Source organism: uncultured Gelidibacter sp. (assembly GCF_947500795.1).
Classification (GTDB): Bacteria; Bacteroidota; Bacteroidia; order Flavobacteriales; family Flavobacteriaceae; genus Gelidibacter.
In genome coordinates this window covers 12847-35379 of record NZ_CANMTE010000002.1, presented here as the reverse complement: position 1 = coordinate 35379, position 22533 = coordinate 12847, and the positions used below count along the sequence as shown (strand labels likewise).

At 37.5% G+C, this 22533-nt stretch carries 20 protein-coding genes; 16 read left to right on the top strand and 4 right to left on the bottom strand.

The genetic code is table 11. From position 1 onward, the window contains the following. Positions 1 to 53 precede the first annotated feature (53 nt). The 12 genes from panC to Q0947_RS05315 all read left to right on the top strand — a co-directional run bounded on the left by panC (position 54) and on the right by Q0947_RS05315 (position 12083). The gene (gene panC / locus Q0947_RS05370; protein ID WP_299393069.1) at positions 54 to 902 is read left to right on the top strand and encodes a pantoate--beta-alanine ligase; all 849 of its coding nucleotides are present in this window, start codon (positions 54 to 56) and stop codon (positions 900 to 902) included. A gap of 13 nt (positions 903 to 915) precedes the next feature. Further along, the gene (gene panD / locus Q0947_RS05365; RefSeq protein WP_299393065.1) at positions 916 to 1266 is read left to right on the top strand and encodes an aspartate 1-decarboxylase; all 351 of its coding nucleotides are present in this window, start codon (positions 916 to 918) and stop codon (positions 1264 to 1266) included. Between the two features lie 2 nt (positions 1267 to 1268). Further along, complete coding sequence (locus tag Q0947_RS05360) at positions 1269 to 2240, top strand: lysylphosphatidylglycerol synthase transmembrane domain-containing protein (RefSeq protein ID WP_299393059.1); 972 nt, start codon at positions 1269 to 1271, stop codon at positions 2238 to 2240. A gap of 82 nt (positions 2241 to 2322) precedes the next feature. Continuing rightward, complete coding sequence (locus Q0947_RS05355) at positions 2323 to 3462, top strand: alpha/beta hydrolase-fold protein (protein WP_299393055.1); 1140 nt, start codon at positions 2323 to 2325, stop codon at positions 3460 to 3462. An 87-nt stretch (positions 3463 to 3549) separates the two neighbouring features. Next, a complete protein-coding gene (locus Q0947_RS05350; RefSeq protein WP_299393050.1) occupies positions 3550 to 4719 on the top strand; it encodes an alpha/beta hydrolase-fold protein in 1170 nt (389 codons plus the stop codon). A gap of 72 nt (positions 4720 to 4791) precedes the next feature. Beyond that, positions 4792 to 6150 (top strand): DNA repair protein RadA, encoded by a 1359-nt coding sequence (gene radA / locus Q0947_RS05345; protein ID WP_299393046.1) that lies wholly within the window; start codon positions 4792 to 4794, stop codon positions 6148 to 6150. 55 nt (positions 6151 to 6205) lie between these two features. Beyond that, the gene (locus tag Q0947_RS05340; RefSeq protein ID WP_299393041.1) at positions 6206 to 6439 is read left to right on the top strand and encodes a hypothetical protein; all 234 of its coding nucleotides are present in this window, start codon (positions 6206 to 6208) and stop codon (positions 6437 to 6439) included. After that, complete coding sequence (locus Q0947_RS05335; RefSeq protein ID WP_299393038.1) at positions 6429 to 6755, top strand: hypothetical protein; 327 nt, start codon at positions 6429 to 6431, stop codon at positions 6753 to 6755. The genes Q0947_RS05340 and Q0947_RS05335 overlap by 11 nt, the downstream gene beginning before the upstream one ends. An 8-nt stretch (positions 6756 to 6763) precedes the next feature. Continuing rightward, complete coding sequence (locus Q0947_RS05330; RefSeq protein ID WP_299393034.1) at positions 6764 to 7228, top strand: hypothetical protein; 465 nt, start codon at positions 6764 to 6766, stop codon at positions 7226 to 7228. Positions 7229 to 7382: 154 nt separating this feature from the next. Further along, a complete protein-coding gene (ileS, locus tag Q0947_RS05325) occupies positions 7383 to 10856 on the top strand; it encodes an isoleucine--tRNA ligase (RefSeq protein WP_299393029.1) in 3474 nt (1157 codons plus the stop codon). Positions 10857 to 10860: 4 nt separating this feature from the next. Beyond that, complete coding sequence (locus Q0947_RS05320; protein WP_299393024.1) at positions 10861 to 11244, top strand: TraR/DksA C4-type zinc finger protein; 384 nt, start codon at positions 10861 to 10863, stop codon at positions 11242 to 11244. 176 nt (positions 11245 to 11420) lie between these two features. After that, on the top strand, positions 11421 to 12083 hold the full coding sequence (locus Q0947_RS05315; RefSeq protein ID WP_299393020.1) for a lipoprotein signal peptidase: 663 nt from the start codon (positions 11421 to 11423) through the stop codon (positions 12081 to 12083). On the opposite strand, the gene Q0947_RS05310 is transcribed toward Q0947_RS05315, so the two are convergent. The 4 genes from Q0947_RS05310 to Q0947_RS05295 all read right to left on the bottom strand — a co-directional run bounded on the left by Q0947_RS05310 (position 12065) and on the right by Q0947_RS05295 (position 15001). Continuing rightward, positions 12065 to 12634 carry a 5-formyltetrahydrofolate cyclo-ligase gene (locus Q0947_RS05310; RefSeq protein ID WP_299393016.1) on the bottom strand — a complete coding sequence of 190 codons (570 nt, stop codon included), beginning with the start codon at positions 12632 to 12634 and terminating at the stop codon, positions 12065 to 12067. The two genes, Q0947_RS05315 and Q0947_RS05310, sit on opposite strands and share 19 nt — an antisense overlap. 9 nt (positions 12635 to 12643) lie before the next feature. Then, positions 12644 to 13618: a succinylglutamate desuccinylase/aspartoacylase family protein gene (locus Q0947_RS05305; protein WP_299393011.1), complete on the bottom strand. Its 975-nt coding sequence runs from the start codon at positions 13616 to 13618 to the stop codon at positions 12644 to 12646. Between the two features lie 8 nt (positions 13619 to 13626). Beyond that, complete coding sequence (gene rimK / locus Q0947_RS05300; protein ID WP_299393008.1) at positions 13627 to 14499, bottom strand: 30S ribosomal protein S6--L-glutamate ligase; 873 nt, start codon at positions 14497 to 14499, stop codon at positions 13627 to 13629. 70 nt (positions 14500 to 14569) lie between these two features. Continuing rightward, the gene (locus Q0947_RS05295; protein ID WP_299393003.1) at positions 14570 to 15001 is read right to left on the bottom strand and encodes a RimK/LysX family protein; all 432 of its coding nucleotides are present in this window, start codon (positions 14999 to 15001) and stop codon (positions 14570 to 14572) included. Between the two features lie 313 nt (positions 15002 to 15314). Between Q0947_RS05295 and uvrC the strand changes: the two genes are divergently transcribed. From uvrC to hppD, 4 genes are all read left to right on the top strand, one after another. Further along, the gene (uvrC, locus tag Q0947_RS05290) at positions 15315 to 17105 is read left to right on the top strand and encodes an excinuclease ABC subunit UvrC (RefSeq protein ID WP_299392998.1); all 1791 of its coding nucleotides are present in this window, start codon (positions 15315 to 15317) and stop codon (positions 17103 to 17105) included. 135 nt (positions 17106 to 17240) lie between these two features. Next, a complete protein-coding gene (locus Q0947_RS05285; protein WP_299392995.1) occupies positions 17241 to 19406 on the top strand; it encodes a patatin-like phospholipase family protein in 2166 nt (721 codons plus the stop codon). A gap of 353 nt (positions 19407 to 19759) precedes the next feature. Continuing rightward, the gene (locus tag Q0947_RS05280; protein ID WP_299392990.1) at positions 19760 to 20914 is read left to right on the top strand and encodes a homogentisate 1,2-dioxygenase; all 1155 of its coding nucleotides are present in this window, start codon (positions 19760 to 19762) and stop codon (positions 20912 to 20914) included. A 305-nt stretch (positions 20915 to 21219) separates the two neighbouring features. Next, a complete protein-coding gene (hppD, locus tag Q0947_RS05275; protein WP_299392985.1) occupies positions 21220 to 22380 on the top strand; it encodes a 4-hydroxyphenylpyruvate dioxygenase in 1161 nt (386 codons plus the stop codon). The last annotated feature ends 153 nt before the right edge of the window (positions 22381 to 22533 follow it).

The following is a 22533-nucleotide window of genomic DNA, read 5'->3' as shown; positions in this document are numbered from 1 at the left end:
GCAGATTGCGAGTAAAATCTTAAGTTTGCAGGCTGTTAATTTTTTGTTATACAATGATAATCTGCCATAAAAAAGAGGAGTTAAGACACGTGTTAGATGGGTTAGCGCTCAAAAATCAAACCCTTGGTTTTGTGCCAACAATGGGTGCTTTACACGAAGGACATTTGTCATTAATAGACAAAGGATTACAAGAAAATGCCAAAATGGTGGTCAGTATTTTTGTCAATCCGACCCAGTTTGACAATGCTTCCGATCTTAAAAAATACCCGCGCACTTTAGAGAGTGATATTGAAATGTTGAAGTCGCTTTCTGAAGATATCTTGGTTTATGCGCCAACTGTTGAAGATGTTTATGGTGATGCGATTGCTTCTGAGACTTTTGACTTTGATGGTTTAGAGCATCAAATGGAAGGGAAATTCAGAAAAGGACATTTTGATGGCGTAGGAACTATTGTGAAACGACTTTTCGAAATCGTAAAACCTGATTTTGCATATTTTGGAGAGAAGGATTTTCAACAATTGCGAATCATTCAGAAATTGGTTGAAAAACATAATCTTGGCGTTACCGTTGTGGGTTGTGATATTTTTAGAGCAGAAGATGGCTTGGCTATGAGTTCCAGAAATCAACGTTTAACCAAAGAACATCGCGAAGTTGCACCTTTTATTTTCCAAACACTAACAGCTGCAAAAGCGCATTTTGGCACGGAAAATGCAGAAGAGGTCACGAAATGGGTTGAAGAACAATTCAAAAAGCATGAATTATTAGAGTTGGAATACTTTACAATTGCTGATGAAGAGACTTTGCAGCCTGTTGAAACAAAAGAAAAATCAAAATCATATAGAGCGTTTATAGCGGTATTTGCAGGAGATATCCGACTGATAGACAACATTGCTCTTAATTAATTATCTTTGCCACATGCAAATACAAGTAGTAAAATCGAAAATACACCGTGTCAAATGTACCGGAGCTGAACTAAATTATATAGGCAGCATTACTATTGATGAAGATTTAATGGATGCCGCGAATATCATTCAGGGTGAGAAAGTTCAAATTGTCAACAATGATAACGGTGAGCGTTTGGATACTTACGTGATTCCTGGTCCAAGAAATTCTGGTGAAATCACCTTAAATGGTGCTGCTGCACGTAAAGTAGCGGTTGGCGATACGCTAATTTTAATCACCTATGCGTTTATGGATTTGGAGGAAGCTAGAACCTTTAAACCTTCTTTGGTGTTTCCTGATGAAGCAACCAACTTACTCAAATAATATTGAGCCCCAAGACTAAAAAAGTAGTAAGAATAGCGCTTCCGCTTTTGTTGGCTGTTTTTTTTGGGTGGTATACATTTTCAAAATTACCGATAGATAAAATTGTACCCTATTTTAAATCCGCTAATTATAGTTGGATTGCTTTAGGGATGCTCCTTGGGTTGCTCAGTAATTTATCCCGAGCTTACCGCTGGAAATATTTATTGGAGCCTATGGGTTACCCTGCAAAATTACCGAATAGAACCATGGCGGTTTTTATCGCGTATTTGGCAAATTTTGGAATTCCGAGATCAGGTGAAGTATTACGAGCCGCCGTTTTGACAAACTACGAAGGCGTTCCTTTTCAAAAGAGTTTCGGGACTATTATCGCGGAAAGAATGGCAGATTTTCTCATTCTTCTCAGTATTGTGGGCATCACTTTTCTCATTCAGTTTGATTTCATTTATGAATTGTTACAAAATGCCTTCCAGCCCCAAAAATTAATGTTGATGGGTGTTTTTGGAGTGGTCATGTGTGTTCTACTTATCCTATATCTTAGAAAGAGCCAGTCTAAAATAGCACAGAAAGTACGTCACTTTGTTTTGGGATTATTAGATGGTATTCTGAGTATTTTCAGGATGGAGCAAAAGTGGGCTTTTATCGGTCATACGCTCTTTATTTGGGTAATGTATTTACTCATGTTCTACGTGACAACCTTGGCTGTAGATGATTTGAATGGCGTGTCAGTAGGCGCACTTTTGATAGCATTTATTGCGGGGAGTTTCACCATAGCGGCCACTAATGGAGGCATTTTTGTGTATCCATTGGCCATTGGCGCTGCATTCTCCGTTTTTGATATTCCTGAAAACCCAAGCATTGCTTTTGGGTGGATCATATGGGCATCTCAAACCGCTATGATCATCATATTAGGAAGTTTATCTTTCTTGTTTTTGCCTATCTTTAACCGTAAAAATAAGGTTGTTAAACAATCTTAAAGTCTACAAATCATTAAAAAGCATAGTTAAACGAAACGAATTATTCTTTAACTTGCATAGCTACAAATAATCAAAAAATTATATGAAAAAGTTAACGCTGCTCTTGTTGTTTCTCTTCAGCATCTCTATAAATGCCCAAGTTATTTATGAACCTTTGTATTCTTCAAAATTAGGAGAAACAAGAGAAATCAAAATTCAATTGCCGCGAAACTACGATCCTGAGGATAAAAATAAATACCCGTTGATTATTGTTTTAGATGGCGATTATTTATTTGAACCTTTTGCAGGTAATTTAGATTATCAGGCCTATTGGGGCGAAATGCCAAAATGTATTGTGGTTGGCATCAATCAAGCGAAGACAAGAGACAAAGATCTATTTTATGATAAGGAAATTTATTTCCCTGCTCATGAGGGCGCATCCTTTTTCGAGTTTATCGGCATGGAACTCATCCCTCATATAGAAAGTAAATACAACGTTTCAAATTTTAGAATTGTGGCAGGCCATGATGCAAGTGCCAATTTTATCAATTATTATTTATTTAAGGATAATCCTATTTTTAGAGCCTTTATTCTATTCAGTCCAGATTTAGGACCAGAAATGACCAATAGGGTTCGGGAGCGTCTTTCATTAATGAACAAAGATTCGTTTTACTATGTGGCTACGGCAGAAAATGACATCAGCCAATTGAAGGAAAAGATAATGGCTCACAACGCGCAATTATCGGCGTTGACCAATCCTAAAGTGCATTACAGATTTGATGATTTTACGGATGCTGACCATTATTCATTGGTAGGTCTTGGGATCCCGAAGGCGTTAAATGAGATTTTTTCACTCTATAAACCTATCAATAAACAAGAATATACAACTCAGGTATTGACCTATGAAGCAGGTCCTTTTCAGTATTTAGTAAAAAAATATGACGATATTAAGTCGTTTTACGGATTTGAGAAAAAAATTGTTGAGAATGATATTAAGGCCGTAGCCGCTGCAGCAATTAATAAAAACGACATAGATGCCCTAAAGGAATTGTCAAGAATGGTGCGTAAGGAATATCCGGATTCCATGATTAGCGCCTATTACACAGGCTTGTATTATGAGCAGGAAAACAATTTAAAAAAGGCGCTGCAATACTACCAATCAGGTCTTTTATTGAAGGCTTCTGACTTTATAGATAAAGATGTTTTATTAGATAAAATATATACTATTAAAGACGGAAATTAATACAAAAGGTGCATTTCATCGAATAAATTATACAGATTAACTATAATTTGTATATATTTAGCATCCCAATCAAAAACCTACTTAACGATGAAAAGAGCCCTACCTTTTATCTTCATCTTGTTTTGTACTGTTTCTATCAATGCACAAGCCATTTACGAGCAGTTTCAATCAAGAAAATTAAATTCTACTAGAGATATAAAAATCCAGCTTCCGAAGAATTACGATCCGGAATCAGATTTGAAATATCCTGTTATTTTAGTGTTTGATGGCGATTATCTTTTTGAGCCCGTAGTTGGACAAGTAGCCTTTCAAACCTATTTTGATAAAATGCCAGAAGCCATTGTTGTTGGCTTAGTACAAGGAAAGCAACGTTTTTATGACAGTTTTCATGATGAAGTTTCTGGATTGCCTATCGAATTTGGAGCTAAATTTTTCGAGTTCATCACCTTAGAGTTGATGCCTTATATCGATAGAAATTTCAACACAAGTAAATTTAAAGTGGCGGTTGGACATGATCTTATGGCCAATTTCATGAACTCCTTTTTACTTAAGGACGAGCCATTGTTTAAAGCGTACATCAATTTAAGTCCAGATTTTAAAGGGAAAATGGTCGAAAATGTCAGTAACCGATTAAAATGGTTAAAGGAAGATGTGTTTTATTATATGGTAACGAGCGATAAGGATATTGCGCCAATAAGAAGTGACATCAAGAATGCTGATCAAGAGTTGCAACAGCTAGATAATAAAGCGTTGAAGTATTATTTTGAAGATTTTAAGGACGATTCACATTACACGTTGGTAACTGGAGCGTTGTCTCAAGCTTTAGACAAGATCTTCGAATTGTATAAACCTATTAGCGATAGAGAGTTTAAGGAAGATATTCTTTCTTATGAAGGTACTTTAGACCAATATATTAGTAAGCGATATCAAAAAATTGAAGATTTATTCGGAGTACATAAACCTATTTCTGAAGAAGAATTTGAAAAAATCGTGAAAGCTGCAGAGCAACGCAACGATCTTGCTTCCTTGGAAAAAATAGGAAAATTGGCCAACAAACAAAATCCAAACACATCTTACGGCACCTATTACCTGGCACTTCATGCAGAAAAATCGGGTAAAACCAAACGCGCTAAAAAATTATATGAGTCTGCTTTAGACCTGGAATCTACTGATCATATCAATAAAGATTTGATTTTGTCAAAGGTAGAAGGCCTTACCATTGCTGTTGATGATAATGTAACTGACATTGAAGATTAATAAAAGGTCAATTAAGATTTTCAATACAGATTAATACCTCAAATAGTTTTATTTTAGCCTAAACTTTCAAGCATGGCCAAAATAAAAACAACCTTCTTTTGTCAAAATTGTGGTAGCCAATATTCTAAATGGCAAGGGCAATGCACGGCTTGTAAAGAATGGAATACCATTGTAGAGGAGGTCATCCAAAAAGAGGAAAAGTCAGATTGGAAAACCCCAACATCGGCAGTAAAACGCACATCAAAACCGTTGCGTATTAATGAGATTGATGTGACCCAAGAAGCACGAATGAATACTCAAGATGAAGAATTCAATCGGGTGCTTGGTGGCGGAATTGTTCCCGGATCATTAATTTTATTAGGTGGAGAACCAGGTATTGGAAAGAGTACTCTATTGCTTCAAATTTCATTAAAATTACCCTATAAAACACTCTATGTTTCTGGTGAAGAAAGTCAGCAGCAAATTAGGATGCGTGCCGAACGCATTAATCCTAACAGTGCCAATTGCTATATTCTGACGGAAACGAAAACCCAAAATATCTTTAAGCAAATTGAAGCATTGGAGCCTGATATTGTGGTCATCGATTCCATCCAAACGCTGCATAGTGATTATATCGAATCGTCGTCAGGAAGCATTTCTCAAATTAAGGAATGTACCACTGAACTTATAAAATTCGCTAAGGAAACAGCAACTCCAGTTATTTTAATCGGGCATATTACCAAAGATGGAAATATTGCAGGGCCAAAGATTTTGGAGCATATGGTGGATACCGTTTTGCAATTTGAAGGCGATCGTAATCACGTATTCCGCATCCTGCGCGCCCATAAAAACCGATTTGGGTCTACCAATGAACTGGGGATTTATGAAATGCAAGGCTCAGGACTACGCGAAGTTTCCAATCCGTCAGAAATTCTAATATCCAAAAAAGACGAAGAACTTTCAGGAAATGCGGTGGCCTCAACTTTGGAGGGAATGCGTCCACTTATGATTGAGGTACAAGCCTTGGTGAGCACTGCAGTTTACGGAACGCCACAACGATCCGCCACCGGGTTTAATGCCAAACGCCTCAATATGCTGTTGGCAGTATTGGAAAAGCGTGCCGGATTCAGATTGGGCGCGAAGGATGTGTTCTTGAACATTACGGGCGGAATTTCGGTGGACGATCCTGCTATAGATTTGGCGGTGGTGGCATCAGTGTTATCTTCAAATGAAGATGTGGCCATTCCTAAGGATTACTGTTTTGCTGCAGAAGTGGGACTTTCAGGAGAAATCAGACCTGTACAACGTGTAGAGCAGCGAATTTTGGAAGCTGAAAAATTAGGGTTTTCAACCATATTCGTTTCCAAATACAATAAAATAGCTTTAAAAAACACCGTTATCAAAATTCAGTTGATCTCAAAAATTGAGGATTTGGTGAGTTTTTTGGTGTAGTGCCTTGGAATTAAAATCAAATTATTAGCTATCTTTAATATTAAAATAGACCGTTATGGATATTCAATTAGAAAAATATAAACTCGTAGAATGGCTAATTGGATTGAATGATGAAACACTTATTTCCAAGATAAAGCAATTCAAAAAAGAGCATGAAGACGCTTTTACGGCTGATGTCTCTGAAGTTGAAAAAGTTTTTATAAAGGCAGGATTGAAAGATCTTGAGCATGGTAAAACATTTTCTCATGATCAAGTAATGGAAGAAATCAGTAAATCCTATGGTCTATAAGATTATGGAAATTGTATGGACGCAATTTGCTAAAATTACTTACTTTGAAATTATAGAGAATCTCCAAGCAAGATGGACTAAAAATGAAGTTAAGGAGTTTCACGAATTGACAACCTCAATTTTGGCGAAAATTAAATCTCAGCAAGTTGACTTTCCTACTATAAATACAGAATTTGGAATTAAAAAGGCGATTATCCACAAGAATGTTTCCTTATATTTTAAAGAAGAAACGCATAATAAAATCATTTATTTAATTGTGTTTTTCAATAATCGCATGAATCCTAAAACCTTAAAAAAATTACTAAACACACCTTAAATCAATATATGAAAACAAAAGCCCTTTTAGTTATATTCGGAATGATTTTATTCGCTTCCTGCGGACCAAAACCTGGCAAATCTACGGCATCGCTAACTACTGAAATCAATAGTTATGTCTCTCAAGTAGATGCAAATAAAAATTTAAAACAGGAGACCATTGAAGGCGCTCTAACGGATACGCAAGGGTTTAAGGATATTGGAAATTACAAATACACTGTATATTTTGATGAGCAATCCAATACGCTCTATAAAATTAAAAATGTTGAAACTACGGCTGAAACACTAACCGAAGTGTATTATTTTAAGGATGGAGATGTGGTGCTGATTGATACCAAATCTGCAGGAACGGCATCTAAAATGTATGTTCATAAAAACAAAGTCATTTCAGAAACTAAAACAGAACCTTCAGCACAAAAACTACTGTTAGAAAAGGCAAACCGATTCCTGAAAGCATTCCAAAGAGAGCATTAGTATTCGGCCATTGTCGTGGATTTCTTCCAACCAACAAAACTGCTATTTAAAGGCTTTTTAAGATCAGCTTTTTAGCTGTTCTTTTTCGGTCATTTAATTCCTCTATTTTATCAAAAATCGTTAATTTCGCACTTCGATTAGAATTAATGAGATAATGAGCAGTAAATTCACTGAATACAAAGGACTTGACTTGCCAAAAGTTGCTGAAGATATCGGTAATTATTGGAAGGAAAAAAGCATTTTCGATAAAAGTATAACTACCAGAGAAGGAAGCACACCGTTTGTGTTTTTTGAAGGGCCACCTTCTGCTAATGGATTACCTGGGGTACACCACGTTTTGGCGCGTGCCATTAAAGATATTTTTCCTCGTTATAAAACGATGAAAGGTTTTCAGGTAAAACGTAAAGCAGGTTGGGATACCCACGGTTTGCCTATAGAACTTGGTGTTGAGAAAGAACTCGGCATTACTAAGGAAGATATTGGTAAAACCATTTCTGTTGAAGATTATAACGCTGCGTGCCGTAAAGCCGTGATGCGTTATACGGATGTGTGGAATGACCTTACTGAAAAAATGGGCTATTGGGTAGATATGGACAATCCGTACATTACCTATGAGCCAAAATATATGGAAAGCGTTTGGTGGTTGCTGAAACAAATTTATGAGAAGCAACTCATTTACAAAGGCTACACCATCCAACCGTATTCTCCAAAGGCAGGTACGGGATTGAGTTCTCACGAGCTTAATCAGCCAGGTACTTATCAAGATGTGACGGACACCACTGTTGTGGCGCAGTTTAAAGCAAATGAAGCTTCACTTCCTGACTTTTTACAGAATGAAGGCACTATTTATTTCTTAGCTTGGACGACCACACCTTGGACTTTGCCAAGTAATACGGCATTGACTGTAGGTCCTAAAATCGACTACGTGTTGGTGGAGACTTACAATCAATACACCTTTGAGCCTATAAATGTTGTTTTGGCAAAGCCATTGGTCAACAATCAATTTGATGGGAAGTTTAAAAGAGTAGAGACCAAAGCTGAATTGTTGGAATACACTTCTGGCGATAAAAAAATCCCATATTTTGTTGTCAAAGAATTTAAAGGAAAAGATTTAGTAGGCATCACTTATGAGCAATTATTGCCATATGCATTGCCAAATGACAATCCTGAAAATGCCTTTAGAGTAATTTCTGGCGATTTCGTAACTACTGAAGACGGTACCGGAATTGTGCATACAGCGCCTACTTTTGGTGCGGATGATGCTTTAGTCGCTAAACAAGCAAGCCCTGAAGTTCCGCCAATGTTGGTAAAGGACGAAAACGGAAACTTGGTGCCTCTTGTAGATTTGCAAGGGCGTTTTAGAAAAGAAATTAAGGATGAATTGTACGGGTTTGCTGGCGAATACGTAAAATCTGAATATTTAAATGACGCCGAATTAGTTTCAGAATACGAAAAGCAGAAAGAGAGTTTAAAATCTGTCATTGCCAATCTGAAAGAATATTTAAGTGTTGACGAACGTTTGGCGCTGAAACTAAAGAATGAAAATAAAGCCTTTAAGGTTGAAAAATATAAACACAGTTATCCAAATTGCTGGCGTACTGACAAACCAATTTTATATTACCCATTAGATTCTTGGTTCATTAAAGTTACTGATGTAAAAGACCAAATGGTGTCCTTAAACGATACCATCAATTGGAAACCAAAATCTACAGGAACAGGCCGTTTTGGCAACTGGTTGGCTAATGCTAACGATTGGAACTTGTCGCGTTCACGTTATTGGGGAATTCCATTGCCAATTTGGAGAACTGAAGATGGTAAGGAAGAAATCTGTATCGGATCAGTTGAAGAATTGAAGGCTGAGATGCAAAAATCAGTAGAAAAAGGACACATGTCCGCTGATATTTTCGCCGATTTTGAGGTTGGTAACAATTCAGAAGAGAACTACGCTAAAATCGATTTACATAAAAATATTGTAGATGAAATTGTGTTGGTATCGCCATCAGGCAAACCAATGAAACGTGAAGCAGATTTAATTGATGTTTGGTTTGATTCTGGGTCGATGCCTTACGCACAGTGGCACTATCCATTTGAGAATAAGGAATTAATTGACGATAATAAAGCTTACCCAGCTGATTTTATTGCGGAAGGTGTTGATCAGACACGTGGATGGTTCTATACCTTGCATGCGATTTCAACCATGGTTTTTGATTCTGTGGCCTATAAAAACGTCGTATCTAATGGCTTGGTGTTGGATAAAAACGGACAAAAAATGTCCAAGCGTTTAGGCAATGCTGTAGATCCATTTGCAACATTAGATTCTTACGGTGCTGATGCGACGCGTTGGTACATGATTTCTAATGCCAACCCTTGGGATAACCTTAAATTTGATCTTGAAGGAATTGAAGAAGTAAAACGTAAGTTCTTTGGCACCTTATATAATACGTATTCCTTCTTTACGCTATATACCAATTTAGATAGTTTCAACTATTCAGAGCCAGAAATGCCTTTGGAGAAGCGTCCAGAAATAGACCGTTGGATTCTATCAGAATTACACACCTTAATACAAAAGGTAGACGAATATTATGCAGATTACGAGCCAACAAAAGCGGCACGTGTGATATCTGACTTTACGCAAGATTATTTGAGTAACTGGTATGTGCGTTTAAGCAGAAGACGTTTCTGGAAAGGCGATTATCAACAAGATAAAATTTCAGCCTACCAAACCTTGTATACGTGTATGGTAACCATTGCGAAATTAGGTGCGCCAATTGCACCGTTCTATATGGACCGTCTGTATATGGATTTGAATAAGGTCACTAAAAAAGAAGCGTTTGAGAGCGTCCATTTATCTGATTTCCCAGTGTATGATGAACGTTTTGTGGATAAGGAATTAGAACATAAAATGGAATCGGCACAAACCATTTCATCGTTAGTGCTTTCATTAAGAGCTAAGGAGAAAATAAAGGTGCGTCAGCCGCTTCAAAAAATCATGATCCCAATTTCTAGCGAAGCTCAAAAAAATGAAATTTTGGCGGTTGCTGATTTGATCAAATCTGAGGTCAATGTTAAGGAAATTGAAGTGTTGGAAGATGCTTCTGATATCCTTGTAAAACAGATAAAACCTAACTTTAAAGTCCTTGGGCCTCGCTTTGGTAAAGACATGAAAGCGGTAGCGCAAGTCATAAGTAACTTTATTGCAAAAGATATTAGTGCAATTGAGGAAAAGGGTACTTTAGACATAGAAGTTAATGGAAAAAGTATTACTTTGGAGCTCTCAGATGTAGAGATTACCTCTCAAGATATTGAAGGTTGGCTCGTGGCAAGTTCAGGACCATTAACAGTAGCTTTAGACGTCACTATAACTGATGAATTGAGGAAGGAAGGTATCGCAAGAGAATTGGTAAACCGAATCCAGAATTTAAGAAAGGATTCAGGTTATGAGCTTACAGATAGGATTGTGGTCCAATTTCAAAAAGATGAACAAATTATTAACGCAATAAACAAGAATATAGATTACATTAAGACTGAAACTTTAACCGAAACGTTGGAAATCGTAGACGACCTAACAAATGGTATAGAAGTTGCTTTTGATGATGTAAACACAAAATTGTTTATTCAAAAATTATAGAACTATGGCTGATGATTTAAACGTTAGATATTCTGACAAAGATTTAGCAGAATTTAAAGAATTGATTCAAGAGAAAATTCAAAAGGCGATTCATGATTTAGACCTTATTAAAAGTGCTTACATGAACGACTTAAATAATGGGACTGATGATACATCTCCTACATTTAAGGCTTTTGAAGAAGGCAGTGAAACCATGAGTAAGGAAGCAAACTCGCAATTGGCAATCCGTCAAGAGAAGTTTATCCGCGACCTTAAAAACGCTTTGATACGTATAGAGAACAAAACCTTTGGCGTATGTAGAGTTACCGGTAAATTGATCGGTAAAGAGCGTTTAAAACTCGTGCCTCATGCTACTTTAAGTATTGAAGCAAAAAATATGCAACAGTAACATTCCCTTATAACTGGGAATCTCGAAAATCAGAGATTACGTTTTGCTAATCTACTGATAGACTTCGCGACTGATAAATTAAAAACGTCTTGCACCAGCAAGACGTTTTTGTTTTGTTAACTTTTGTAGGTTTACTTATTTTAAATTCTATTTTTGCCCTAATCCAATACTAAAGCATGTCTCTTAAAAACGCAACGCTATTAATCTTCATCATTTTACTGATTGATCAAGTTAGTAAATTCTATATTAAAACTCATTTTGCTTTGCACCATAGAATAGAGGTGTTTGAATGGTTTCAAATCTTATTTGTAGAGAATGATGGCATGGCTTGGGGCACAAAACTCAGCGATTTTATTACGGGAATATCAGACCGGACTGCGAAATTAGCCTTGACTATTTTCCGGATTGTGGCTGTTATAGGTATCGGGTATTGGATGGTGACTTCGGTCCGTAAAAAAGGCCCAAATATTCTTATTGTGGCCATTGCACTCATCTTTGCTGGTGCCTTAGGAAATATTATAGATTCGGTTTTTTACGGGATTATATTTGATGAAAGCTACAGTCAAGTAGCGACATTTTTACCAGAAGTAGGTTATGATACCTTATTTCATGGAAAGGTGGTAGATATGCTGCATTTTCCAATATGGCAGGGCGTTTTACCAAATTGGATACCGTTGGTTGGAGGCGATTACTTTACCTTCTTTGAACCTGTATTTAATGTAGCTGATATGGCTATCAGTACAGGAATTGGGATGCTGATTGTCTTTAATAAAAAAGCCTTTCACCTAGATGAAAAAGAGGAGGAAACTACAGAAACTGATTATTTAGAGAAAGAATAGATCTGAGTTGGGGTCACGCAATAATCTAAGGCGATATCCGTGTCAAACACGTTTTCAATCTTTTCTTCCGCCTCAAAAAGTGATAGTCCAATTTTGATGGTTTCTGGGCGGCATTCTGCAAGGAAATTATCATAAAAACCTTTGCCATAGCCAATCCGATGGCCTTGCTGATCAAAAGCTAAAAGCGGGACAAATACCACTTCTATTTTATCTGCACTAATTTCAATGCCGTCAAAAGGTTCGGGAATGTTCCATTTGTTTTTTCGAATAATTGTATTATCCATTAATAGGTAATGGGTCATTTTAACGCTCTCAAAATCGCTTTTGGAAATCACAATAGTCTTGTCCTTCCCTGATAAAATGTTGAGGATATAATCAGTATTGATTTCTTTGTGTTCAGTAATGCTTAAAAAAACGTGGTAGAACGTGGCATTCCAAATAGGAAGTTTGAGTAGTTGGTTGGAAATGTCCAAACTCCCATTGTCAATCGCTTCTAATGAAAGCGCTTGTCGTTTTTGTTTGTAGAGTCGTCTTAATGTTGCTTTGTCCATTGCTGTGGATTAAGAACTCACCTGTTTGGTAACATGAAAAAGGGCATCGCCTTGGTAGACTAATGAGGCTTCGTTCACATTAATAATATACCCGTCAATACTCGATTTTACCTCGTGGTAAATCTTTCCGTAGGGATCTGTAATCTGTCCCAAAACATCATCAATTTTAACCTTGGTATTCACCGAAACTAGAGCTTTGAACATCCCTGATTGTTTGGCTCTAATCCATTTGCTATCTTCAATAAAAACGGTCGGTACTTTAGGTGGCGATACTTTAATGCGCGGATGTAGCATGTCATAATGTGCCAAAATACGTTTTACACCTTCCACACCAACTCTAGAGATGTTATTATCTACAAAAAACGATTTCCCGCCTTCATAAAGTAAGATGGGTTTCCCCATTTGAAAACAGGCGTTTCTGAAGGATTTTGTAATGTGTTTTGAATATAATACGAAAGGCGCGCCAAAAATACGGGCCAATTCATCCAATTCAGGATTGTCTTTTACAATTCTAATCTGTGCCGCGTTAAATCTACTTGCGCCACCGGTATGGAAATCGATAATCAAATCCACATCCGGAATAATCTCATGCATTAACCTGTGTGCTACGCGGCTGGCTAAAGAACCATTGGAGCTTCCTGGGAACATCCGGTTAAGGTCCCGTCCGTCAGGAAATGCACGTTTACTGTTCAAGAACCCGAAAATATTCAAAATAGGCATACAAATAATTGTGCCTCGTTTTGGTTTGTTAATTCGCCTTGCAATCAGTTGTCGGACAATGTCAACACCGTTTATTTCATCACCATGAATTCCTGCCGAAAATAAAATAGTAGGTCCAGGAATTTTTGAACGTTCAATTATGATCGGGATTTCAATTTTTGTAGAGGTATGGAGTTTTGCAATATTAAAATTGATTTCTCTCGACGCCCCTAAAGGAATGTCTTCCCCTAAAATGGTAATGATATTCTCCGTGTCTTTAGACATAAATGGTGTTAAACGTTACGTTCAATGTATCTTATAATACTTTTTGCAATATCTTTTTTGGTCGCAGCTTCAATACCTTCAAGTCCTGGGGAAGAGTTCACTTCCAGAATTAATGGCCCACGAGCAGATTGCAACATATCGACACCACAAACACCCAATCCGAGTGCTTTTGCCGCTTTTAATGCCGCATTTTCTTCATCATCAGTAAGCTGAATAATTTCAGCGCTACCACCACGGTGAAGGTTTGATCTAAACTCGCCTTCCTTACCTTGGCGTTTCATTGCTCCAACAATGTTACCATCTACAATAAACGCTCTAATGTCTGCACCTTTTGCTTCCTTAATAAACTCTTGAATAATCACACGTGCCTGCAAACCATGGAACGCCTCAATAACCGATTCTGCCGCATTATTGGTTTCTGCCAATACAACGCCTAAGCCTTGAGTACCTTCTAAAAGTTTAATAACCAATGGCGCACCACCAACAGAAGCAATAACTTCTGACGCATCTTTTGTGTAATTTGAAAACACCGTTTTAGGCATTCCCAAACCAGCACGAGACAGTACTTGTAGACTTCTCAGTTTGTCTCTAGATCTTACTAAAGCCTGAGATTCCACCACTGAAAATACTTTCATCATTTCAAACTGACGCACCACTGCCGTTCCATAAAACGTTACGGAAGAACCGATACGCGGAATAATAGCATCTACATTTTCTAAAACACGGCCTTTATATAAAATGGCAGGATTCTTTTTTTCAATTATAATGTCACATTTTAAAGGATCGATAACTTCGCAAGTGTGCTTACGTTGTCTTGCCGCTTCAACAAGGCGTTGCGTGGAATATAAATGAGGGTTTCTGGATAATACGATGATGTTCATTGAGCTTGATGGCTTTAATTTTTAGTTTATAAGGATTAAAATGATGCTATTTAAAAGGGAGCAAAAATGGCTATTTATTTTTCTTGCTAAAAGATACATTTTTTTGCGTGACATCAACAATAAATTTGTTAGTCAAGAATTTACGTCCTATTAATACAGGATATTTCATGTCTTCTCTTGTGCTCAAGGTAAGGGAAATGAGATATTTTTTATCAAATATCACCATCGTCGTTTTTACTTTGTAGCGTTTTTGAACAATGCCGTTACTACTTTTAACTTTAGCAAAGGTATAATCTTTAAACCTGAATTCTTTCCCATTGTAATACGGATGGCCTTCATCATAAAACAAACAGACCAGTTCATTAGTGTCAGAATCAACTAAAACCTTATGGCAATGTATGGATGAGGTGTACGCACCAGTATCTATTTTGATGTCAATATCAAAAAGATCAAGTGTTGGGAAATCGGCTTTATCGACTCTGCCAATAATTTTTTTAGGCATGTTTGTACATAATTGGCTCGCAAGGTAATAAAAATTCATTCTTTTATTGTAATTCCTAAATCACCTATTTGTTTTTTTGGTATGAATTAACCAATTATAACCAACCCTATTTTTGATGGTTTGTAAATTGTAGTGTTTCAATTGTTTAATTTTTGAAACAGACGTTCAATGGGACACCATCGTTAGGTTTCTTTCTTTTTATTTTATCCGTTTTCGCTCATAGTTCATGAGGCATCTCAGTATCTGATTTTTTAGATGAAATTCTTAAAATTCATTCTGTGGAAATGTTTTGAACTTATAGTATCTTTGATTTATGAGTAAGCCTACTTTAGAAATCCAATTACAAACATTGCCAAATGAGCCTGGAGTGTATCAATATTTTGATGCCAATGATAAGATTTTGTATGTAGGTAAGGCAAAGAATTTGAAGAAACGGGTGAGTTCTTATTTCACCAAAAACCACGATTACGGCAAGACCAAAGTACTGGTCAAAAAAATTGTTACCATCAAACATATTGTGGTAGAAACGGAGACCGATGCACTACTTCTCGAAAATAATCTGATTAAAAAATACCAACCCCGTTATAATGTGTTGCTCAAAGATGACAAATCCTATCCATGGATTTGCATCAAAAAGGAGCGTTTTCCTAGAGTGTTTTCTACACGTCGCGTTTTTAAGGATGGTTCTGAATATTTCGGACCGTACACCAGTATGAAAACGGTAAAAACGCTGTTAGATTTAATAAAAGGCCTGTATTTACTGCGAACCTGTAATTATGATTTGGCTCAGGATAAAATAGATGCCGGCAAATTTAAGGTGTGCTTGGAATATCATTTGGGCAATTGTAAAGGACCGTGTGAAGGCTATCAATCCGAAGAAGATTATCATCAAAACATTGCCGCGATCCGCGAAATATTGAAAGGTAATTTTAAAGATTCACTTTCACAATTTAAACAACAAATGCGGGCGCATGCGGATGCTATGGAATTTGAGCAGGCGCAACGCATTAAAGAAAAGATTGATATTCTCGAAAATTATCAGGCCAAGTCTACCGTTGTCAACCCTAAAATTAGCAATGTAGATGTGTTTTCAATTGTTTCTGATGAAGGTTATGGCTATGTCAATTTCTTGCAACTTTCTTATGGGTCTATCATTAGATCCCATACGCTAGAAATTAAAAAGAAATTGGATGAGTCGGACGAAGAGTTACTCCAGCTTGCCATTACCGAAATTCGACAACGCTTCCACAGTAAGAGTAGAGAGGTATATGTGCCGTTTGAGGTTGATTTAGGTGAAGATATTAAGGTCAGTACCCCTAAGTTGGGCGATAAAAAACGTATCTTAGACTTGTCCGAGCGCAACGCGAAATACTATCGCATGGAGCGTTTCAAACAGGTGAAAATCATCGATCCGGACCGCCATGCCAATAGAATAATGGCACAAATGAAGGTCGATTTACGCCTGAGTGAAGAGCCCCGACATATTGAATGTTTTGATAACTCGAACATTCAAGGTACAAACCCGGTGGCAGCATGTGTGGTGTTTAAAAACGGTAAACCCAGTAAAAAGGATTACCGACATTTCAATATAAAAACCGTTGTTGGCGCTGACGATTTTGCCTCAATGGAGGAGGTCGTATACAGGCGTTACAAACGCTTGTTGGAAGAAGAGGAGCCCTTACCACAACTCATTATTATTGATGGAGGAAAAGGACAGTTGTCATCTGCTTTAAAAAGCTTGGACATGCTAAACCTGAGAGGGAAAATAGCCATTATCGGAATTGCGAAACGTTTGGAAGAATTATTTTATCCGGATGATCCAATTCCACTATATTTAGATAAAAAAAGTGAAACCTTAAAAGTCATTCAGCAGCTGCGTAATGAAGCCCACCGTTTTGGCATAGAACACCACCGCAACCGCCGAAGCAAAGGTGCCTTAACTACAGAGCTGGAATTGATTTCTGGAATAGGAGAGCAGTCTATTGTAGATTTGATGACGCATTTTAAAACCGTTAAACGCATCAGTAACGCTACCTTTGAAGAATTGGAAGCTGTTATTGGCGCATCAAGGGCAAAAAAGATTCTTGAATATTATAGTAAATAACACAAGCTAAAACACCTATTGCAAGCCATGAAGGTCTGCATATTGAACACACATAATTTGAAAACTAAACTTTACATCACATTTCTTTTTTTATGCACTTCTTTTTTGTCGGGAGCACAAGACTCTATTCCCCTAATGCAACTGAAAGAACCCAAAGTAGGTTTGGTATTGAGTGGTGGTGGCGCCAAGGGATTTGCGCATATTGGAGTCTTAAAAGTAATTGACAGTCTCAATATTAAGGTTGATTATGTGGCGGGAACCAGTATGGGAGCCATTATCGGATCTTTATATGCGTCGGGATATTCTGGTAAGCAATTGGATTCCATTTTTAAATCGGTCAATTTTGATGATCTAATCAGTGATTATTTACCGCGGTCGGCCAAAACATTCTACGAGCGTGATAACTCTGAAAAATATGCGGTGACCTTGCCGTTTACTAATTTTAAATTGAAATTACCGTCGGCGTTGTCTCGAGGTCAAAACGTGTTCAATTTGCTTTCAAAGTTGACCTTGCATGTAACTGATGTTCCAGGTTTTGAAAGGTTACCAATTCCGTTCTTTTGTATCGCTACGGATGTCGAAACTGGAGAGGCCATCATTTTAGATGAGGGAAATCTGTCGCAGACGGTTACTGCCAGTGGTGCGTTTCCATCGCTTTTTCAGCCCGTTATTATCAATGATCGTGTGTTAATTGATGGTGGTGTCATCAATAATTATCCTATTGAGGAGCTAAAAGCTAAAGGGATGGATATCATTATTGGCGTTGATGTACAGGATGGATTGGCTAGCCGAGACGATTTGAATTCTGCGCCTTCCATTTTACTTCAAATCAATAATTATCGCACAATTAGTGATATGGTTAAGAAAGCAAAAGATACGGATATTTATATAAAACCTGATATTACAAATTATACTGTGGTGTCCTTTAGTGAAGGCAAAAAAATTATTGAAAATGGGGTTAAGGCGGCAAATCTGAAGTTAGACGATCTGAAAAAGCTTCCAAAATATAGAACCACAAGACCGGTTGCCAATGATTTGATAGCGCAGGATAGCATTACGATTAATCGCGTGAAAATTCACGGCAATAATCGGTATACACGTGCTTATATTTTAGGTAAACTGAAACTTATTGAGGAGACAAAAGTAAGTTATGAAGATTTTAAGGAAGGGGTGAATAATTTGGTTGCCACCAACAACTTTACCACGTTTTATTATGAATTTGAAAAAACGAATACACCTAACGTTTTCAATTTATCGGCTACTGTTGAAGAAACTAACATTACCAATTTTTTGAAATTCGGATTGCATTATGATGATCTTTATAAAAGTGCCATGCTGGTTAATTTTACCAAAAAACGGGCCTTGTTAGATGATGATGTGATGTCGTTGGATGTGATTTTGGGCGATCAGGTCCGTTATAATTTTGAGTATTATATTGACAAAGGATTTTATTGGAGTGTGGGTGTGCGTTCGCGCTTTAACCAATTTAATAGAAATGTCAATGCCAAGCTGTTTTTGAATGATTATGAGCAATCGTTGGTTGGCTTAAATAAGATTGATATTGAATTGGAAGATCAAACCAATCAGCTTTATGTTCAAACTTTATTTAGAAAGGATTTTGCCTTAAGTTTTGGAGGCGAACATAAGCGTTTGAAAATAAAATCAGAAACTGTAGTTTCTAATGGTCAAGATAAAGAACGATTTTTTGAAAACACCGATTACTTATCAGTTTTCGCAACGTTAAGATTGGATCGCTATGACCATAAATACTATCCAAAAAATGGGGTGTATTTCAGCGGCGATTTTCATCTTTATTTTCATGCTTCACATTTTAATGCGGATTTTGATAAGTTCTCTATTGCCAAGGCAGATATAGGCTACGCTTTTGGAATAACTGATAAATTATCGGCCAATATTTTCACCCAGGGTGGATTTAAAATTGGCGATACAAATACCCAATCGCTCGATTTTGCTTTGGGGGGTTACGGGAATAATTTCATCAATAACTTTATTTCTTTTTACGGGTATGACTACGTGGCGCTCACTGGAGATAGTTTTGTAAAAGGGAAGCTGAGTTTGGATTATGAGATTTTTAAGAAAAACCATATCACTTTAGCGGCCAACTTTGCCAATATCGGTTACGGACTTTTTGAGTCGGGAAATTGGCTAGATTCTCCATACACAGGTTATGCTGTTGGTTACGGATTAGAAACCTTTTTGGGGCCTATAGAAGCAAAATACACATATTCTCCGGAGCTTGGCAATAGCATTTGGCTGTTTAATTTGGGGTTCTGGTTTTAGCACTTGATGATGCACTTCGACTGCGCTCAGTGTGACAATAGGTAGTTTTTGGTTTTAATACACTTCGACTGCGCTCAGTGTGACAAGCGGAGCGTATTAAAGTTTGTAGGCCGCTTTCATTAAAGAGATTTTAAAAAATCGCTATCGGTAAAAATCGAACCCACTGTGCTTTGCATCTTTTTTCTATATTTGTAACATGACCACACTTTTCTGGACCGGTTTATTAGAGCATCTTCAATTCCTTATCAAAAGGAATCCAGAATAAGCGCGCATTATTGTATCTTTATAGAGTTTCATATCCTGCCGTAATCAACGGAGTCACAGGGTAATTATTGATCATTAAACTCAAAAAAATGCCATTTTATCATAAACTCGGGAACATACCTCCCAAAAGACATACGCAATTCCGAAAACCGGATGGCAGCTTGTATTCTGAACAATTGTTTGGCACCATCGGCTTTGATGGCATGTACACCAATTCCTATCATGAGCAACGTCCAACGCAGGTTAAGGAAATTAGAAAGCAATACAGTGTAGCTCCTAAAATTGCCAAGGCCAATCACATTCAATCGTATCGCTTCCGCGGATTTGAAGTGAAGCCTGAAAATGATTATTTGGAAAGCCGTAAAACAGTGCTTACCAATTCGGACTGCAGCATCATTTTAGCAGCGCCAAAACAGTCTACCACAGCTTATTTTTATAAAAATACCGATGCTGATGAATTGATTTTCGTACATAAAGGCAGTGGAAAACTACGCACACATCTGGGAAATCTCGATTTCAAATACGGCGATTATCTGCTTGTGCCAAGAGGCATCATCTATAAAATGGATTTTGATACGGAAGATAACCGCTTGTTCATTGTCGAGTCTCGCCGCCCAATCTATACTCCAAAACGTTACCGTAACTGGTTTGGACAATTATTGGAACATGCGCCGTATTGTGAACGCGACCTACGCCGTCCTCAAGAATTAGAAACCCACAATGAAACCGGCGACTTTCTCATAAAAGTCAAAAAGCAGAATGATATTTTTGAAATGATCTATGCGGCACATCCATTTGATGTGGTCGGGTATGATGGGTATAATTATCCGTATGCATTTTCAATCCACGATTTTGAACCTATTACCGGTCGCATCCACCAACCGCCTCCTGTGCATCAAACTTTTGAAACCGATGCCTTTGTGGTCTGTAGTTTCGTGCCACGTTTGTATGATTACCATCCGTTGAGCATTCCTGCGCCTTACAACCATAGTAATATTGATAGTGATGAGGTGTTGTATTATGTGGACGGCGATTTCATGAGCCGTAATGATGTGGATGCTGGACATATTTCACTACATCCCGCTGGTATCCCGCACGGTCCGCATCCAGGCGCTGTAGAACGCAGCATTGGGAAAACTAAAACCGATGAATTGGCCGTAATGGTCGATACGTTTAAGCCTTTGCAGATAACTGAAGAAGCCTTGAAAATTGCGGATGAGGATTATTTTAGGTCGTGGGTTTGATGGTATTGAGTAGTTAGTATTGAGTACTAAGAGAATAGAATATAGAACATAGAAAATAGAGAAGAGAGAAGAGAGTGGATCTGCTTCAATTGACATTTGATATAAAAATTAATAATGCGAATATTAAGCAGTTAAGACTAAGAGATGGAAATTATAAGAATACAAAGTTTCTAGTCGCTTCTCTTTTTTCCGAAAGAAAAACATAAAAAACAAAACATAAATAAGGAAAGACTAGAGTGCGAGAAATTAGAGAGTGTAAAAGTCTCTATTCTCTGTTCTTTTTTCTTTCATCTAAAAAGAAAACTATGAGTAAAGACATAAAATCCGTTGAATACGGGCTAGAGAAAATTTTTGAAGGGGCATCAGACTTTTTACCACTATTGGGTACAGATTACGTAGAATTTTACGTGGGTAACGCCAAGCAAGCAGCTCACTTTTATAAAACTGCTTTCGGATTTCAAAGTTATGCCTACAAAGGATTGGAAACGGGATCGAGAGATGAGGTGAGTTATGTGCTCAAACAGGATAAAATCAGATTGGTATTGACCACGCCTCTAAATAGTAAATCGCCAATTAACGACCATATCGTGAAACATGGTGATGGGGTTAAAGTGGTAGCATTATGGGTGGAAGATGCACGCAGTGCGTATGAAGAAACCACCAAGCGCGGTGCAAAATCATATATGGAACCAACCGTGGAGACGGATGAACATGGTGAAGTGGTGAGAGCCGGGATTTACACTTATGGCGAAACCGTCCACATGTTTGTAGAACGCAAAAATTATAATGGCACCTTTATGCCAGGATTTAAAGAATGGAAATCTGATTACAATCCGGAGCCTGTAGGCTTGAAATTTATTGACCATATGGTTGGTAATGTTGGTTGGGGCGAAATGAACACTTGGGTCAAATGGTATGAAGATGTGATGGGCTTTGTGAACTTCCTCTCTTTTGATGATAAGCAAATCCATACCGAATATTCGGCGTTGATGAGTAAGGTAATGAGCAACGGCAATGGCCGTATCAAATTCCCGATCAATGAACCTGCCGAAGGTAAAAAACGTTCGCAGATTGAAGAGTACCTCGATTTTTATGAAAGTCCAGGTGTGCAGCATATTGCAGTAGCCACGGATGATATTATTACCACGGTGTCTAAATTACGATCTCGAGGTGTTGAATTTTTATCGACACCACCAGAAGCGTATTATAATGCTGTTCCGGGACGTTTGGAAGCCTATAGTCATGAATTGCGTGAGGACATTGAAAAATTAAAAAGCTTGGGCATCATGATTGATGCTGATGAGGAAGGCTACTTGTTGCAAATCTTTACCAAACCAGTGGAAGATCGACCGACTTTGTTTTTTGAAATCATTCAGCGTATGGGAGCCAAAGGCTTTGGTGCGGGTAATTTTAAAGCGCTTTTCGAATCTATCGAAAGAGAGCAAGCTTTGCGTGGCACACTATAACTAAAACGCTAACAAATATTTAACTTTTTTAAAGGTTTAAAAACTCCGCATTAATTTGACGGAGTTTTTTTGTTTTAATACTTTTGGAACGCTAATTGTAATTATTGAGGATACATACGAAAGCATCGTATAAGAAGTTATATTTACAATTAT